This is a genomic window from Pseudoalteromonas sp. NJ631 (genome assembly GCF_000276645.1).
Lineage (GTDB): Bacteria > Pseudomonadota > Gammaproteobacteria > Enterobacterales > Alteromonadaceae > Pseudoalteromonas > Pseudoalteromonas piscicida.
This window is the reverse complement of record NZ_AKXJ01000004.1, coordinates 1-15,815: the sequence shown is the minus strand read 5'-3', so window position 1 is coordinate 15,815 and position 15,815 is coordinate 1. Positions and strand designations below refer to the sequence as shown.

Genomic DNA, 15,815 nt, shown 5'->3' with positions numbered 1-15,815 from the left:
TTGATCCTAATTTGTAGATTTAGCCCCTTTCGGGGCTTTGTTGTTTTTATTATTAACTCGATTTAGTTACTTGTGCCGGGGACACTTTCGCCGCTTCTTTGGCAGGCAGGTACACCGCCAATGTACTCACAAGCCAAGTAAAAATAGCTACCCCAACCAATAACGGGATCTCTACCACACTTTGCACGCGAACATTATTCATCAAAAAATAGTAAAGCAAAATCGAGAGACCAAAGCCTAGCACTAAACCGATAAAGACTAAAATTGTATTTTCTTTAATTAAAGACCACATCACTTTACCTTTAGATGCACCTAACGCACGAAGGACACCATGATCTTTCTTTCTTAGGCTAACAGAAAAGCTGACAAGTGCGATAATACCAAGCGCGGTGACCACGCATGCTATGATGCTTATACCTGCCATGGTGAGTGCAAAGGTGCTACGGCCATCCCACAAACGTTTTTTTGCTCTGGCAACAAACTCTACTCGCTCAACCATTCGTCCGTTGGTGTGATAAAGTGCCGTTTCAACTTCTTCTAGCACTCGCTCAGACACGCCTTTTTCAACTCTGACTAAATAATTGGCCCGTTGACGGTTACCCCAAATGACTTCAGGTACAACCCCCGAATTGTAGGGTTGTTGATTGTATGTTGCTCCTTCTCCAAGCATTTTACCTTTATAAACACCAACTACTTGATGTGGAATGCGTTGTCTTGAAATATACACCGTCTGTCCAAGGGCAGAATCATCACCAAATAAGGATGTGGCAAGGTCGTCACTAATCATAATAACGCCTGCATTTTTTGTTGCCTCATCACCTTTGATAAATTCGCTGGCATAAAATCTACGCCCCTCAACGAGCTCCAGCCCAAGCACATCCACCCCTTTTTCATCTAAGCCAAAGTAGCCGAACACGCTGTAGTCTGTTTCTGGTTGGGTATCTTTAAAAATGGTCCATCCAGGGCCTAAGCTGTTTAATACCAGCTCTCTACCAGCATAAGATGCGGCGACGACCCCCGGAACATTTTCAATCGCTTGAATATCCTTTTCAATAAGTGACTGCACGTCTACCGAGGTATCAAATACTCTCGTCGTTACATTGAGAATTTGTTGCTCTTCCAACTTTGAAGGAATTAGCCAGTTTTGCAGCGTTGCATAGCTAATAAACGCGGTATTGCTGACAATCATCACGGTGATCGCGATTTGTAGAATAATTAACAGTGCAATACTTTTTTGCTTTAAGATCAGTTTCAAAATATGTTTAATCGCCATACTTACCCCCTTAACTCTGTAGCTGGTGATACACGGCTACTACGATACACCGGATATAATCCAGATATCCCAACCGCCAAGAAAATACCTGTCGTCGTCCAAAGTGCCAGCTCACCATCGAACTGATAGATTTGACGAACTTGCTCGGCAAACGCCATATAATCCGTCTGATACATACGCAAATGGAACATCAACTCGAGTCCTGCAAATGCTAGTACAAAACCAAGCACGACAGAGGCAACTGTGAGCATCAAAATCTCTAAAAAGTGAATTTGCATTATGACCCCACGGTTTGCGCCGAGCGCTCGATAGAGGGAAATAAGCTTTCGATTAGCTTGGAATTTGGCGAGCAGAATGCCAACGGTATTCACTAAACAAATGCCAAATAGTAAATACGCAAACGTCAGGTAAATGGCTTCCCATGCCATAAAACGCTGGATCAAAATATAGAGCTCGCCCATGCTATAAAAGTCGGTAAGATTTTTATGTTGAAAGCGACCGACCGCTTGCTGATTTGCAATATAGCTATTCAACCACGTTTTTAATTCCGCGAGGTGTGCTGTTCCCATATCATTTTGGTATTGGAACCAAACCGTCAAATAACCACATTCAGCACTTTTCAGCATGTCGATATTGCCGCTACGCGGGTTAGTTTCGGTGTATAAATCGTCGGTTCTACACGATACTTGCCCTGTTCGTGGAAAGTTTTGCACATAGGCATAATTTAGCGGGATAAAAGCATCGTGATTGTAATTATTACTAAAGCTCAAATCTTGGAAACGACGTTTATAATTGCTCAAATCAACCACGCCCACGACTTGTATTTGTTCGCCTTGAACTTGAATAAACTGCCCGACAGAATTCGCCCCACCAAAAAGATGATCATTAGCATTTTTACTGATCACAGCGACCGCTTCACCACTTTGCTGGCTTTGTTCACTCCAAGAAGCTCCGTGAATAAACGGCGCATCTAGTACACTAAACATCTCTCTATCTGTGCCAGAAGCTTCTACACTAATAGGCCTAACTGAGTTATCCGCCAGCCCCACAATAAACTCTGTGGTGTAGTTAAATGATAGATGCTCGTATGGTATATCTGCTTGCTTAAGCGCCTCTGCATCTTGATATGTCCAGCGAGGAAATTGGTTGAAATCGACAACGTCTTGGTCGCCATCAAAAAAATTCAGGCCCGCGGTGTACAAGTAATCACCCTTATGACCAATCACCTCACTACTGCTTTGTTTTACAATGGCTGACATCGTCAACATTAACGTGATCCCAACTGCAAGGTTGATCACCATCAATGCACTTAGCTTGGGTTTTTGCTTTAATCCCTGCCAAGCTAACAGTATTAGCTCTTTCATTGCTTGCTCCTACACTGCCAATTCGGTTAACTGAGATTTAGTGATGTCGGTTAACTCACCATCAAGAATTTGGATATTACGACCCGCTCTTCGAGCCAGCTCATTGTCATGGGTTACCATAATCAATGTGGTGCCCGCCTGATTCACTTCTTGTAATAAATCCATCACTTGCCTTGCCATTAAGCTGTCTAAATTACCCGTTGGTTCATCCGCTAAAAGGAAGCGCGGTTTCCCCGCCAGCGCTCTGGCAATAGCCACACGCTGCTGCTGCCCACCACTCAACTGTGCCGGATAGTGCTTCATTCGGCTTGCAAGCCCAACGAGTTCAAGCGCTTCTTCAATGCGCTTTTTACGCTCACTGGCTTTTATTCCCCTAAAAATAAGGGGAACTTCAACGTTGTCATATAAAGATAAGTCGCTGATAAGATTAAAGCCTTGGAAGATAAAGCCAATTTTTTCGTTTCGTAGTTGTGATAGCTTTTTATCGTTAAGATTGGCAACGTTTTCACCATCTAGAAAATAGTCACCGCGCTCAAAACGCTCTAACAAACCGGCAATGTTCAAAAAGGTCGTTTTGCCTGATCCTGACGGGCCTGTGACCGCAATAAACTCCCCTTCTTCAATGGTTAAATTGACATTGCTGAGCGCATGGGTCTCAATCATATCTGTGCGATAGATTTTGCTTACTTCATTCATTTTTAACATTGTCTATTCCTTCTCATTCTTATTCGGTACGCAAGATGAAGCTACTTCCCGAGTAACACTCGCGCTTTGTTATTGAACGGATCTAAACTTGAGATCACGATTTCTTGTCCTTCATTCAGGCCCTCGATAATCTCAACTTCAGAAATACTTTTTACACCGAGCTGAATGGGTGTTTGATCAGCCTGCTCTCCGACAACCGCATAGGTAAAACGCCCAGCGCCGGTTTCAACAAATGCACCACGCCTTACTTTGAGCACGTCTTGCTTTTGCGACAGGATAATTCTTGTAGATACCTTTTGGTTTTGGCGAAGACCGCTTGGTTGTTCATCAAAACGTACTCGCGCACTGACACGGCCAGCTTCAATTTCTGGGGAAATAGCGACCAGTTTTGCATGATATTGGTATTGATTGATAAATACTTCCGCGGCCATGCCGACCCCCAGATTGTCGGCATAAATTTCTGGTATTTGCGCTTCAACCTCAAGCTCAGAAAGGTCAACCAAGGAGATTAATGCCGCATCTCGCTGTACAAACTGCTTTTGCTGGACATGCACTGTACCAACAATACCTGACAACGGCGAAATAATGTTAAGAGCGGCTACCTGACGCTGCACTTCTTCTAAAATATGCTGTTGTCTGGTTAGGCTCAGCTCACTACTTTTTAGCTCAAACGCAAGTCGCTCTTGCTCAAGCTTTAGCGAATCGATGGCGTGACGCTCTTGTAGCTGCGCGCGCTTAAGTTCAACCATTGACTGTTCAAGCTCTAGTTTTGAGATAATTTGCTTTTCGATGCTTTGTTTTGAGCGTGCCATTTCCCGCTCTGCTGCTTCTAAGTCTACTTTCGCCATTTCCATGCGTTGTTCGGTATCGAGTAGCTGCTGTTTAATCGAGATCCTTTGGCGCTCAACTTCCGTTTGTAAACGTTCAAATGTCGCCTCTTCTTGTAGTAAACGGTTGGTTAGCTCTGGACTGTCGATATTAAGCAACGCTTGCCCCGCTTTGATGGCATCACCGGGTTTAACATTGAGTGTTACTGTGCCCGATGCGATGGCGTATAAGTCTGGATTATTCGCAGCGAGCGTACGCCCTTCAACGCGAATATCTTCGCTGATATCTCCTCTCACTACTGTGGCGAGACGTACTTGCTCGCGCGATACGGTCTGCTCTGCTGACAGAATCGTGTTAATGCTTGGCCAAGCACTGGTTAATCCAGCTAAGGTGATGCCAACGGCCAACAACGCAATCACCGGCTTTTTTATGGTTCGCTTTTTTGCGATTTGTTTGTCTTGCGCACTTGTATCTTTAATCATGCTACCTCCTTGCGGACAAGTGGGTGTCCGCGATTATCATGAATAACTAATAACAAGTAGCGTGCCAGAATTTATGCTGTTGTTTTATATGACATTTATGAGATTTAACGGCTTTATTCAAGGGGATTGGACGGACACCGGACAGTTTGCGGACAATAGCTGAACGTAACTAAAACTGGCTGTTCGTGACTTACCGCAACATCAAATTTTAGTGGGAACCACAATTAAAAGATCGCGGGGTGAACCCGCTCCCACCTAATATTGCTGCACGCTTAACACAAGTTACTCTAATAGCTCAGCAACACAAGTAGATCGTGGCTTAAACTGGTAGGTCGTGACTAAAACTGGGAGGTCGTGATTTATCACGATATCAGATTTTAGAAGGAACGACACGCCAAAAGATCGCGGGGTGAACCCGCTCCCACCTAATATTACTGCGCGTTTAGCACCAAGGTCTACCCTAATGACTCAGCAACACGCTGGTTCGTGACTAAAACTGGTAGGTCGTGATTTAGCGACATCAGATTTTAGAAAGAGCAGCACTCCAAAAGATCGCGGGGTGAACCCGCTCCCACCTAATACTCTTGCGCGTTTAGCAAAAGGTCTACCCTAATGGCTCTGCAACACAGCTAAATCGCGACTAAAACTGGTAGATCATGATTTAGCGACATCAGATTTTAGAAGGAGCAGCACTCCAAAAAATCCTGGGGTGAACCCGCTCTTAACTAATGTTGATGCGCGTTTAGCGTTAGGGGTAACCTGCTAACACAAAAACTATTGGTGCTGGCTCACATCCCACAATTGCTTTAGCTCTTCAATAATGGCGGGGTCGTCAATGGTAGATGGCACGATAATGTCTTCTCCGTCTACCAGCTGGCGTAGGTTCTTTCTAAGAATTTTACCCGAACGGGTTTTGGGTAAACGCTCAACCACTTTAATGGTTTTAAGGCAGGCAATCGCGCCGATTTTTTCGCGGATCAGGCCTCTTATCTCCTCGGCAATTGCCGATTCAGTGGTGTTTACGCCATCTTTCAATACCACCATGGCAATGGGTACTTGGCCTTTTAACTCATCTTTACCGGCGAATACGGCGCATTCTGCAATTGCATTGTGGCCAGCAACGATTTCTTCCATTTCACCGGTTGACAGTCTATGCCCGGCTACGTTTATTACATCATCAGTGCGGCCCATAATAAACAAATAGCCGTCTTCATCAAAATACCCGCCATCACCAGAGAGATAATAACCAGGGTATTGTGATAAGTAACTGCCTTTAAAGCGCGCCGTGTTATTCCAAATAGTGGTTAAACAACCGGGAGGAAGTGGCAATTTAACCGCAACAACACCTTGTTGATTGGCTTCACATGGACTGCCGTCCACATCAAGGATCTCAACTTGATAGCCCGGTGTAGGAACTGTGGCACTGCCCGCCTTTGTAGGCATCAATTCGATCCCAACTGGGTTAGATGCAATTGCCCAGCCCGTTTCCGTTTGCCACCAGTGGTCGATTACTGGTAGCTTTGTGGTGGACTGTAACCAGTCGTAGGTGGCAGGGTCGAGTCGTTCACCAGCTAAAAATAGCGTTTTTAGACTGCTGGTGTTGTAATTAGCCAAAAGCGCTGCGCTCGGATCTTCTTTTTTAATGGCACGAAATGCCGTCGGTGCACTAAAAAGTGCTGCCACTTGGTATTCTTCGACCACTCGCCAAAACGCCCCTGCATCTGGAGTTTTAATCGGTTTTCCTTCGTATAATACGCTGGTGCAACCATAAATCAGCGGGCCATAAACAATATAAGAATGCCCCACAACCCAGCCAATGTCGGATGCAGCCCAAAACACTTCACCGGGCTCCATGCCGTAAACGGTTTTCATACTGTAGTTTAATGCCACAGCGTGACCGCCCTGCTCTCGCACTACTCCTTTGGGTGTGCCTGTGGTGCCAGAGGTATACAAAATATAAAGCGGATGGGTGCTTGGTAACGGCACGGCATCAAAGGATTCTGGCGTGTTTGCCACCACAGCCCAATCTAGGTCCCTTGGCGATGACATCTGCGCTTGATATACCTCACGCTGTAACACAATACAATGCTCTACTTGATGCTTTGCCAACGAGAGCGCCTCATCCAGCATAGGCTTGTATTCAATGGTGCGGCCTATTTCAATTCCGCAAGAAGCGCTGATCACTAGCTTTGGTTTCGCATCATCTATTCTCACCGCAAGTTCATGAGGTGCAAAGCCGCCAAACACAACCGAATGTATAGCACCCACGCGCGCACAAGCAAGCATAGCAACGACCGCTTCAGGCACCATGGGCATATAAATTACGACCCTATCCCCTACGCTTACACCAAGCTGATTTAAGCCAGCTGCAAAATGGCTCACTTGAGAGAGCAACTCTCGATAGCTAATTTTGCGTTTGGTACTGGTCACCGGCGAGTCATAAATTAATGCGGTTTGCTCGCCTCGGCCTTGGTCTACATGATGGTCAAGTGCCAAATAACTGGTATTCATCAAACCATCACTAAACCAATGACTCAGTCCCTCTTGGTCTTGGTTATGTCCGATTTGTGGTGACGTATGCCAATCAAGCCGTGCCGCTTCTTTAAGCCAAAATGCCTCAGGGTCTTGGGAAAATGTGTGGTATACCTGTTGATAGGATGTTGTTGTCATATTAAGTTACTCAGTTTCGCTGGAACTTAGTAAAGATAGATAAAAAACCGCCAAGTTTTGATGAGACTTTAGTCTTGCGAGGATGATGTGGATCAATGTTGGGGGCGTTAGATATGATTATGTTTGGGTAAGGAGCTGTCTCTAGTACGGGTGTTAATAAGCACTTGTTCTTCTAATTAGATATAAATGTAATCACAGCGTCCTGAACAATAGCCATGAGAATAGATATGACTATTATTCAGAAATCCACTAGGGCCAATACGACCAAATTTACCTACTGCTCGCTTTCAAGCTTTAGCAGCAGCGCTTTAATATCATCCTTTGCGCCAGTAATATGTTTTTTCAAAAAGTCACAGGCCCCTCTGGTATTTTTATCGCGGCATAGCTCTAATAGCTGGCGGTGTTCCTCTGGTGCGGTTTTAATGCCGCCAGCGAGTAGAATGTGCATGCGCACGTAGCGCTCCGAGTTTTTACTGTACACATCCACCAACTCACGGGTTTGTGGGCGCTGTGCTTTGCTGTAGAGTTTACTGTGAAATTCGGCATTAAGCTTACCAGTTGCCAGTTGTGTATCGCCAGCGGCGGTGGCTTCTTCAAGCTCGGCTAAAATGGCTTCGGCTTCTAGCAGATCACGTGCGGTTAACTGGTCGATTGAGTGACGTAACAACTCAGCTTCCAACAATGCGCGTAGATCAAATATTTCATCGATTTGCTCGGCACTTAAGCGCGTGACCGTCGCACCTTTGTGCGCTTCGAAGTTAACTAAGCCTTCGGCTTCTAGTTGCAGGAGTGCTTCTCTAACAGGAATACGGCTTACATTTAACTCATCTGCCAGCGCGGCTTGCCTCAGCGGCTCGCCCGCTTTGATTTCGCCAGTGAGGATTTTTTCACGAATTGCTTCAGCAACTAATTGAGTTCGAGTTTTATGTACAATCGCCATAGTATTTAGTAATTATTGTTTTATGAACTCATTATAAACGTATCTGAGTTCAAATTGCATGTTTGTCGAGTATATAAGTTTGATGTGCGAATTATGTCTGAATAAAAAAGCCCATAGCAGTACTATGGGCTTGGTTTGCTTAACTTTGTATACAAATTGGTCTTACGAATCGTTTGAGCGCTTCTAGCCCTACCGATGTTGAACGTACATCGGTTGATGACGGAAACGGCCCACCATGGTTCATAGTGGCACACACTTCAACGCCTGTTGGCATTTGCCCGTAAATCAATCGACCTACGCGGTATTGTAACGCCTCTATGATGTCTTCGGCTTGATGTAGGTCAGACTCAGTGCCATGAATACTGGCGGTGAGCTGTCCATCTAAATCTTCGATTAAGCCTTCAAGCTGCGCTAAGTTGTCATAGCTCACCACTAAAGCACTTGGCCCAAATACTTCTTCTTTAAGCGTTGCATCGGTTGCAAAGCTTTCACTATCCGTTAGGAACAAGTGGGCGCTTGCGTGAAACGGCTGTGCTTGTTCGCTGGAACTCAACAGCGTTACCTGAGAGTGTGCTTTTAGCGCCGCAGTGCTGTTTTGATAAGCTTTTAAAATACCCAGAGTCAATAAAGTATCAGAAGGTGCTGCGCTAATATTTTGCTTAGCCGTCTCGATAAATGTTTGTGAATGATTGCTTGGCACCAACCAAATACCGGGGCTAGTACAAAATTGACCATTACCCATAAGTAAGGACTGGACAAATTGTGCACCAAGCTCTGCGCCTTGCGACTGTACCTTTTCAGGTAAGACAATTTGCGGGTTTACGCTGCCAAGCTCACCGTAAAGCGGGATAGGTTCATGGCGCTTCGCGATGGTGTCTTGCAATGCTTTTGCAACGCCAAAGGAGCCTGTAAATCCAACCGCTTTGATAGGCTCGGCTTTAACCAGCCAATGCGCGACATCGTATGCTTTCGCTTGCAGCATTGAAAACACCCCGCTTGGCATATCGCACTTGCTTATTGCTGTGGCGATGGCCTTAGTCATTAGCTCACACGTTGCTGGATGCGCTGGGTGACCTTTATATACCACAGGGCAGCCAGCGGCTAATGCAGCTGCGGTATCGCCCCCAAGCGTAGAGAAGGCATACGGGAAGTTTGACGCGCCAAACACCGCAACAACGCCAATAGGAATATGCTTAAGCTGTGTTTTTGGCTTAGGCAGCGGCGTGCGATTTGGGTCCGCTTGCTCTTCCTTAGTCAGGCAAAGCTCAGCTAGGTTATCTCTCAGCGCTGCGGCAAATGCGTTTAATTGGTTTACCGTGCGGCCACGCTCGCCCTCGAGTCTTGGCCTTGGCAGGTTAGTTTCTGCCATTGTGGTAGTTATTAGCTCGTCACCTAAGGCAAGAACTTCTTGCGCTATGGTCTCTAAAAACTCTGCTCGAGCAGTCATCGACGTTTTACGATAAGCCTTAAAAGCCTGCTCTGCTGCATTAACGGCTTCCTCTACTTGTGCTTCACTAGCGTTAAAAAATGGTTGCGTTAACGCTTCATTGGTTGCAGGGCAAAACGCGTAAAACGTTGTTGCCGTTTGTGCGGCTTGCCACGCACCGTTAATGTAGCTCTTTCCTGATAAATTCATTGTTAGCTCCTGTTTTCTTTCAGTCTTAATGACTAGGGCCTGTTGATCTTTCAAGTTTATTTTTGCAGCAAAGGCCAACAAGCCCTAGAGCACCTGAAAACCAAATGCATACGGATCTTCGTCATCTACAGTGATACAATTACTTCCCGTTTGACGTGCCCAACCTTGAATACTTGGCAGAATTGCGGCTTTTCCCGCCACTTCAGTTGTGCCTTCGACCTTACCGATAAATTGGCTGCCTATGATGCTCTCGTGAACAAACGTATCGCCATCTTTTAGCTGTCCTTTTGCAAACAGCTGTGCCATTCGTGCACTTGTGCCTGTGCCACAAGGCGATCTATCAATCGCTTTATCGCCATAAAATACCGCGTTGGCCGCATGACTATCTGGATGTTGTGGCTTGCCTGTCCATAACACATGGGAGGCGCCACACACGGTGGAGTCTTCAGGATGAATTGGGTTTATTTGTGCGTTAACTGCCGCGCGCACTTTGGGGCTCCACGCCAGTAATTCGGCAGCACAGCTTTGATCCACACCAGCAAATAGACTTTGAGGCTCAACAATAATGTAAAAGTTACCGCCATAGGCAATATCAACGATGAGCTCCCCTAGCCCATCAACGTGGACAGGCACCGCTTGGTACGCCAAAAATGCCGGCACATTGTAGAGCTTTACCCAAGTCACTTTACCAGCCTTCATCTCATAATAGGCATTCACACGCCCCGCAGGGGTGTCAAGCTTGAGTACACCCTGTTCCTTTGGAGTAATAAGGCCGCTTTCAAGGCCAAAAGTGACTGTCCCGATAGTGCCGTGCCCACACATAGGCAAGCACCCAGAGGTTTCGATAAATAGGATTGCCACATCCCCATCTGCGGTAGTCGGTGGATATAAAAAGGCACCCGACATCATGTCATGGCCTCTGGGCTCAAACATCAGTGCGCGCCTTATCCAATCGTAGTCACGTAAAAAATGTTGGCGCTTTTCACTCATGCTCTCGCCCAAAAGCGTTGGATGACCGCTTGTGACCAAGCGCACGGGATTGCCACAGGTGTGGCCATCTATACAATAGTAGGTGCCTAAAATCATACGCTTAGTCCAAGTTATATTGGCTTAAGTCAATTCGATTTGCCATCGCTTCATCGTACAAGCGACTCACGTAAGCCTTTTGCTCTTGGGTGAGTGGCAATCTTGGTGAACGAGTCACTTCACTACCGCGTCCAGCCAAATGTTCTGCATATTTGATGCACTGCACCAGTGTGGGAATAGTATCTAAGCGTAGCAAAGGTAAGAACCAACGCCACAGCGCACGCGCTTCTTCATAGCGACCTTGTTCAGCAAGCTTATAAATAGCCACAGACTCGCGTGGGAATACATTGGTCAATCCCGAGATCCAACCTGTCGCGCCAAGCATTAGGCTTTCCAGTGCGATATCATCAACACCACCAAATACAACGTAGCGATCGCCAAATGCGCTAAACAGCTCACTAATACGGCGGGTATCTTCCGTCGCCTCTTTTACAGAAACAATATTGGGCTCTTCAGCTAAGGTTTTCATGCCCTCAATAGACACATCGACACCGTAGGTCACCGGATTGTTGTAAATCATAATAGGTAATGCTGTGCTTCGCGCTACCTGTTGGTAATGATGAATCGCTTCGCGCTCGGTTGAGCGGTAGACCATCCCCGGCAATACCATTAGTCCATCTATGCCGAGCGCTTCTGCATCCTTGGCAAACTCGACAGCAAGTGCAGTTGTAGTTTCAGCCACACCACTAAGTAGTGGCACTCTATCACCTACCACTTCTGTTGCAGCTTTTAACACTTGGCGTTTCTCGTCAGCCGTGAGTGAGCAGTTTTCACCGACGGTGCCTAATACTATGATGCCATGAACCCCTTCGTTAATCAGGTTATCTATCATCTCTTTGGTAGTATCAAAGTTGATGCTTTCATCATCATGGAATTGAGTGGTTACTGCTGGATATACACCCTGCCAATTTACGTTCATGGTTCTCGCCTTTCATTAGGTTGTTTAGTTATTGTGCTTGCCATAATAGGTATATTGTATACAATAATCAATATTCAAAAGAGAGATTTTTTAGTCATCAACTCAAATGACTGGCCTAAATGTCTGTAATCTTATGACTTATAAGTGGTAATTTTTTTCTTTTTGGTATTTAAACGAGGCCTGATTGATGTCTATGTGGAAATACAATTTAGGATGGTGAGGTGAATTGTGGAAAGTAATAATAAAATTGCAGTGATCGGCGCAGGGATCATTGGGATCACCACCGCGCTGCAATTAGCTCGACGAGGCCACGCTGTTACCTTGTTCGATAAAAACCGGCCCGCGGAGGGATGCTCTAAGGGTAACGCTGGGCATTTTGCCACAGAACAGGTATTCCCCATGGCTGATGCAGCTTTACTAACAAAAGTGCCTGCCATGTTAGTCAATCCGGTGGGGCCTTTGCGAGTAGAGACCACCTCTTTACTCAAAAATATTCCTTGGTTTCTACGATTCTTAAAGCAAATGAAAAGTAGCTGTTTCCACAAAGGTACAATCGCACTTAGAAGTTTAAATGAACGCGCACTACCCGCATACCAGCGTTTACTTGGTGATAAGTATCATACACTTATATCTAGCAACGGCAGTTTACTGGTATTTGAAGGTGACGAAAGCTCTGCGCGTCAAAGCTATAAAAAATACGCCGAACAAAACATCTCAGTGAGCTTACTTACAGGTGATCAAGCCCGAGAAATGGAGCCGATCCTATCAAATACCATTACCTCGGCACTGTATTTTGATAAAGTCGCGCATAGCACAGATCCCTACGCTCTCTGTTTGACGTTATATGAGCAGTTTATTCAGCTAGGGGGAGCATTCCAACAAGGCTCTATCGACGATATTACCCACACAGAGCATGGCTACACACTTCACTCCAAAAGCCACAAGATGACCTTTAACAAAGTCGTTGTGGCAACCGGAGCTGCAAGTAAAACGCTCTGTGCGTCTTTAGGTTATTCACTGCCCATTATTGCCGAGCGTGGTTATCACAACATGTTGGCAATGAATAATACGCTTACACGACCTGTCGCATCGAGTGAACGAGGGTTTATCATGACGCCCATGTCACGAGGTTTACGACTGGCCGGAACGGTAGAGTTTGCCGCACTGGAGAGTAAACCCAACTACAGCCGTGCTCGCGCATTGTTACATCACGCAAGTATTCTATTAAGGCAAACTCTGCCACAGCATAGTGAAGCGCTTTGGGTTGGCTGCCGTCCCTCACTCCCAGATTATTTACCTGTCATCGGACAAGCGCCAAATCATCACAACCTGTATTTTGCACTGGGTCATCAGCATTTAGGACTGACCCAAGCCGCAATTTCAAGTGAATGTATCGCAGATCTTATTGACAACAAGCCCAACGACATCGATCTTACTCCCTTTAGTATTGCTCGATTTAATTAGTAATAGCAATTTGCTTGATTAAGAGGTCTATTTGAAGCAAGAAAATTTTACCGATAGCAAGGCAAAAATTTTGTGATTTAGTTACGCTAAATAAGAAATTTTTAACGCAGTTAGCGGAAGATTTACTCCTTCAAATTGAGCAAGTATCAAGTCAAATTGATATATAGGATCACAAAAATGAAAGGTATTGCATACCAGAGCGCAAAACAGGCGCTAGATAACTTAGAAGATATGACCAAAGGCGTAGCGCCAATTGGCGAAAGCGAGTATTTAGCAAGAATAGAGAAAGCTCAACAATATATGCAGCAGAACAACATTGATGCACTCTATTTAAATGCTGGTACAAATTTAAAATACTTTACTGGTTTGCAATGGTACGCCAGTGAGCGTTTGGTCGGTGCTATTTTACCCGCCAATGGGCAAGTTCAGTTTATCGTCCCATTTTTCGAGATCGGCTCAATCAAGGATTATTGGCTGATTGAAGGTCCTATTCATGCTTGGCAAGAAGAAGAGTCTCCTTACGAGTTCGTCGCAAACGTACTTAACACACTCAATATTGATAGCACAGGCACACTCGCCATTGACGAAAGCACAGCGTTTTTTGTTGCTGATGGGATCAGACTCGCGGCACCTGAGCTTTCGCTTATCAATGCAAAGGCAGTAACAGCGCATTGTAGAATGCATAAATCGGCCAATGAAATTGCCCTTATTCAACGCGCAATGGACATGACGCTTGCCGTACATAAAGCAACGGCATCTATGCTGTATGAAGGGATCACGACAACCGAAGTTGAAGCCTTTATTAATGAAGCGCACAAAAAAGTGGGGGCGCCGGGCAATTATTTTTGTATTGTGCTATTTGGTGTGGCGTCGTCATTCCCACATGGTGTAAAAAATCCACAAACGCTGAAAAAAGGCGATGTGGTTCTCGTCGACACTGGCTGTAAGTTACACGGCTACCTTAGTGATATTACCCGTACTTATGTTTTTGGCGACCCCAGTGAAAAGCAAAAGTCCGTTTGGCAAATCGAGAAGCAAGCGCAAATTGCAGCATTTAATGCAGCCAAAATTGGTGCGCCCTGTGGCGCTGTTGATAAGGCCGCGAGAGAGTATATTGCCAGCAATGGGCTCGGTCCTGATTATCAACTACCAGGTTGCCCGCATCGCACTGGGCATGGCATCGGCTTAGATATCCACGAATGGCCTTATTTAGTCAAAGACAACCCAGAACCGCTTGCAGCCGGAATGTGTTTTTCAAACGAACCTATGCTGGTTATTCCTGATGAATTTGGCATTCGCTTGGAAGACCATTTCTATATGACCGACGAAGGTCCACGTTGGTTTACTGAACCTGCACATAGCATAGAAAATCCTTTTGGGGTTGAATAACCCTAGCGATAGCTACATGGTGAGATGCTCTGATAAGCAATTCACCATTTATCGTGATTGATTTAAGCAGGGGTTAATTGGTATAAACTTAACACCTGCAATTTACTGCGTCACAACTTATGATAGCAACTACTCCTCCACCACCCTATTACGCTGTAATTTTTACCAATATTAAAAATAAAGACGATGAAGGCTATGCGCAAACCGCTTCGCGAATGGTCGAACTTGCTCAGCTTCAACCCGGGTTTTTAGGGTTAGAATCTGCGCGTGAAGAGGTTGGGATCACCGTTTCTTATTGGCGCGACCTAGAATCAATCAAAGCATGGAAAGCCAATGCTGAGCATATTGAGGCACAAAAAAACGGCAACAAAAAATGGTATCAAAGTTATACAACTCGTATTGCTAAGGTAGAGCGAGAATATAGCTTATAAGGCTACTAACGATTACCACCACCGACAAAATTGTCTTGCTCTAGCTGTTTTTATCTCTAGCAAGACAACTTCAAATTACGACAAAAACCCTTCAAATAACAACTAATATAAAAATTGCAACTTTTAAATAAAAAAATTCATAAATTACTGGTGGCATATTTTAAAAACTCTTCTATGATAAATTCTCAAATCAACGTAAGTTAACATTTTAAAGGAAAATAGAATGAAATCACTCATTGCGTTATCTATGGTATTAGGAGCATCGGTAGTATCTGCCCAAGAAGTTACTTATTATTCAAGTGAGTGCTATTATGCAGCTAATGGGATAACAAGCGTTAATGGCGTACTCTATAGTTATTCAGCTTCGGAGCGTTCAAATACGCCTTGGTATTTGACTGAAGAAGAAGCCACATGTGAAGGTGGTAAGGTGATACTTGGCACTTACAGGAGCTTTTTTGGTTCTTCAGTAATGTATAGAGATGTATATACCCCACTGCAAAGTAGTAAATTAAATACTAAAACCGTTAACGAGTAATCCTAGATTATAATAAACCACTATAACTCCTATATTTATAATAGTGGTTTATTATTAAAATAAATTAATTAATTTTCTTTATTCTATTTTTAA

The 15,815-nt window shown here is 44.9% G+C and carries 13 protein-coding genes; 4 read left to right on the top strand and 9 right to left on the bottom strand.

What is annotated here, in order from left to right:
* Nucleotides 1–52 precede the first annotated feature (52 nt).
* From A587_RS0108860 to A587_RS0108820, 9 genes are all read right to left on the bottom strand, one after another.
* Nucleotides 53–1,273 (bottom strand): ABC transporter permease, encoded by a 1,221-nt coding sequence (locus A587_RS0108860; RefSeq protein WP_017217287.1) that lies wholly within the window; start codon nt 1,271–1,273, stop codon nt 53–55.
* A 2-nt stretch (nt 1,274–1,275) separates the two neighbouring features.
* Nucleotides 1,276–2,637, bottom strand: coding sequence for an ABC transporter permease (locus tag A587_RS0108855; protein WP_017217286.1), 1,362 nt, complete (start codon nt 2,635–2,637; stop codon nt 1,276–1,278).
* Between the two features lie 9 nt (nt 2,638–2,646).
* Nucleotides 2,647–3,342 carry an ABC transporter ATP-binding protein gene (locus tag A587_RS0108850; protein ID WP_010376940.1) on the bottom strand — a complete coding sequence of 232 codons (696 nt, stop codon included), beginning with the start codon at nt 3,340–3,342 and terminating at the stop codon, nt 2,647–2,649.
* A gap of 41 nt (nt 3,343–3,383) precedes the next feature.
* Nucleotides 3,384–4,652 (bottom strand): efflux RND transporter periplasmic adaptor subunit, encoded by a 1,269-nt coding sequence (locus tag A587_RS0108845; RefSeq protein ID WP_017217285.1) that lies wholly within the window; start codon nt 4,650–4,652, stop codon nt 3,384–3,386.
* 774 nt (nt 4,653–5,426) lie between these two features.
* Nucleotides 5,427–7,322 carry a propionyl-CoA synthetase gene (locus A587_RS0108840; protein ID WP_017217284.1) on the bottom strand — a complete coding sequence of 632 codons (1,896 nt, stop codon included), beginning with the start codon at nt 7,320–7,322 and terminating at the stop codon, nt 5,427–5,429.
* 274 nt (nt 7,323–7,596) lie between these two features.
* Nucleotides 7,597–8,262, bottom strand: coding sequence for a GntR family transcriptional regulator (locus tag A587_RS0108835; RefSeq protein WP_017217283.1), 666 nt, complete (start codon nt 8,260–8,262; stop codon nt 7,597–7,599).
* A 139-nt stretch (nt 8,263–8,401) separates the two neighbouring features.
* A complete protein-coding gene (locus tag A587_RS0108830) occupies nt 8,402–9,898 on the bottom strand; it encodes an aldehyde dehydrogenase (NADP(+)) (protein ID WP_017217282.1) in 1,497 nt (498 codons plus the stop codon).
* 84 nt (nt 9,899–9,982) lie between these two features.
* A complete protein-coding gene (locus A587_RS0108825; protein ID WP_017217281.1) occupies nt 9,983–10,984 on the bottom strand; it encodes a 4-hydroxyproline epimerase in 1,002 nt (333 codons plus the stop codon).
* Between the two features lie 4 nt (nt 10,985–10,988).
* Entirely contained in the window at nt 10,989–11,903 is a 915-nt protein-coding gene (locus A587_RS0108820; RefSeq protein ID WP_017217280.1) for a dihydrodipicolinate synthase family protein, read from the bottom strand.
* A gap of 228 nt (nt 11,904–12,131) precedes the next feature.
* On the opposite strand from A587_RS0108820, the gene A587_RS0108815 reads away from it, so the two are divergent.
* From A587_RS0108815 to A587_RS0108800, 4 genes are all read left to right on the top strand, one after another.
* Nucleotides 12,132–13,367 carry an NAD(P)/FAD-dependent oxidoreductase gene (locus tag A587_RS0108815; protein ID WP_017217279.1) on the top strand — a complete coding sequence of 412 codons (1,236 nt, stop codon included), beginning with the start codon at nt 12,132–12,134 and terminating at the stop codon, nt 13,365–13,367.
* A 177-nt stretch (nt 13,368–13,544) separates the two neighbouring features.
* Entirely contained in the window at nt 13,545–14,756 is a 1,212-nt protein-coding gene (locus A587_RS0108810) for a M24 family metallopeptidase (RefSeq protein WP_017217278.1), read from the top strand.
* A 119-nt stretch (nt 14,757–14,875) separates the two neighbouring features.
* Nucleotides 14,876–15,187 (top strand): antibiotic biosynthesis monooxygenase family protein, encoded by a 312-nt coding sequence (locus A587_RS0108805; RefSeq protein WP_010371442.1) that lies wholly within the window; start codon nt 14,876–14,878, stop codon nt 15,185–15,187.
* 223 nt (nt 15,188–15,410) lie between these two features.
* The gene (locus A587_RS0108800; RefSeq protein ID WP_010371443.1) at nt 15,411–15,722 is read left to right on the top strand and encodes a hypothetical protein; all 312 of its coding nucleotides are present in this window, start codon (nt 15,411–15,413) and stop codon (nt 15,720–15,722) included.
* The last annotated feature ends 93 nt before the right edge of the window (nt 15,723–15,815 follow it).

Coding starts and splice junctions, on each gene's coding strand:
- A587_RS0108820 (WP_017217280.1), bottom strand. CDS start 11,903: ATGAACGTAAATTGGCAGGGTGTATATCCAGCAGTAACCACTCAATTC.
- A587_RS0108805 (WP_010371442.1), top strand. CDS start 14,876: ATGATAGCAACTACTCCTCCACCACCCTATTACGCTGTAATTTTTACC.
- A587_RS0108825 (WP_017217281.1), bottom strand. CDS start 10,984: ATGATTTTAGGCACCTACTATTGTATAGATGGCCACACCTGTGGCAAT.
- A587_RS0108810 (WP_017217278.1), top strand. CDS start 13,545: ATGAAAGGTATTGCATACCAGAGCGCAAAACAGGCGCTAGATAACTTA.
- A587_RS0108830 (WP_017217282.1), bottom strand. CDS start 9,898: ATGAATTTATCAGGAAAGAGCTACATTAACGGTGCGTGGCAAGCCGCA.
- A587_RS0108840 (WP_017217284.1), bottom strand. CDS start 7,322: ATGACAACAACATCCTATCAACAGGTATACCACACATTTTCCCAAGAC.
- A587_RS0108850 (WP_010376940.1), bottom strand. CDS start 3,342: ATGTTAAAAATGAATGAAGTAAGCAAAATCTATCGCACAGATATGATT.
- A587_RS0108835 (WP_017217283.1), bottom strand. CDS start 8,262: ATGGCGATTGTACATAAAACTCGAACTCAATTAGTTGCTGAAGCAATT.
- A587_RS0108855 (WP_017217286.1), bottom strand. CDS start 2,637: ATGAAAGAGCTAATACTGTTAGCTTGGCAGGGATTAAAGCAAAAACCC.
- A587_RS0108800 (WP_010371443.1), top strand. CDS start 15,411: ATGAAATCACTCATTGCGTTATCTATGGTATTAGGAGCATCGGTAGTA.
- A587_RS0108845 (WP_017217285.1), bottom strand. CDS start 4,652: ATGATTAAAGATACAAGTGCGCAAGACAAACAAATCGCAAAAAAGCGA.
- A587_RS0108860 (WP_017217287.1), bottom strand. CDS start 1,273: ATGGCGATTAAACATATTTTGAAACTGATCTTAAAGCAAAAAAGTATT.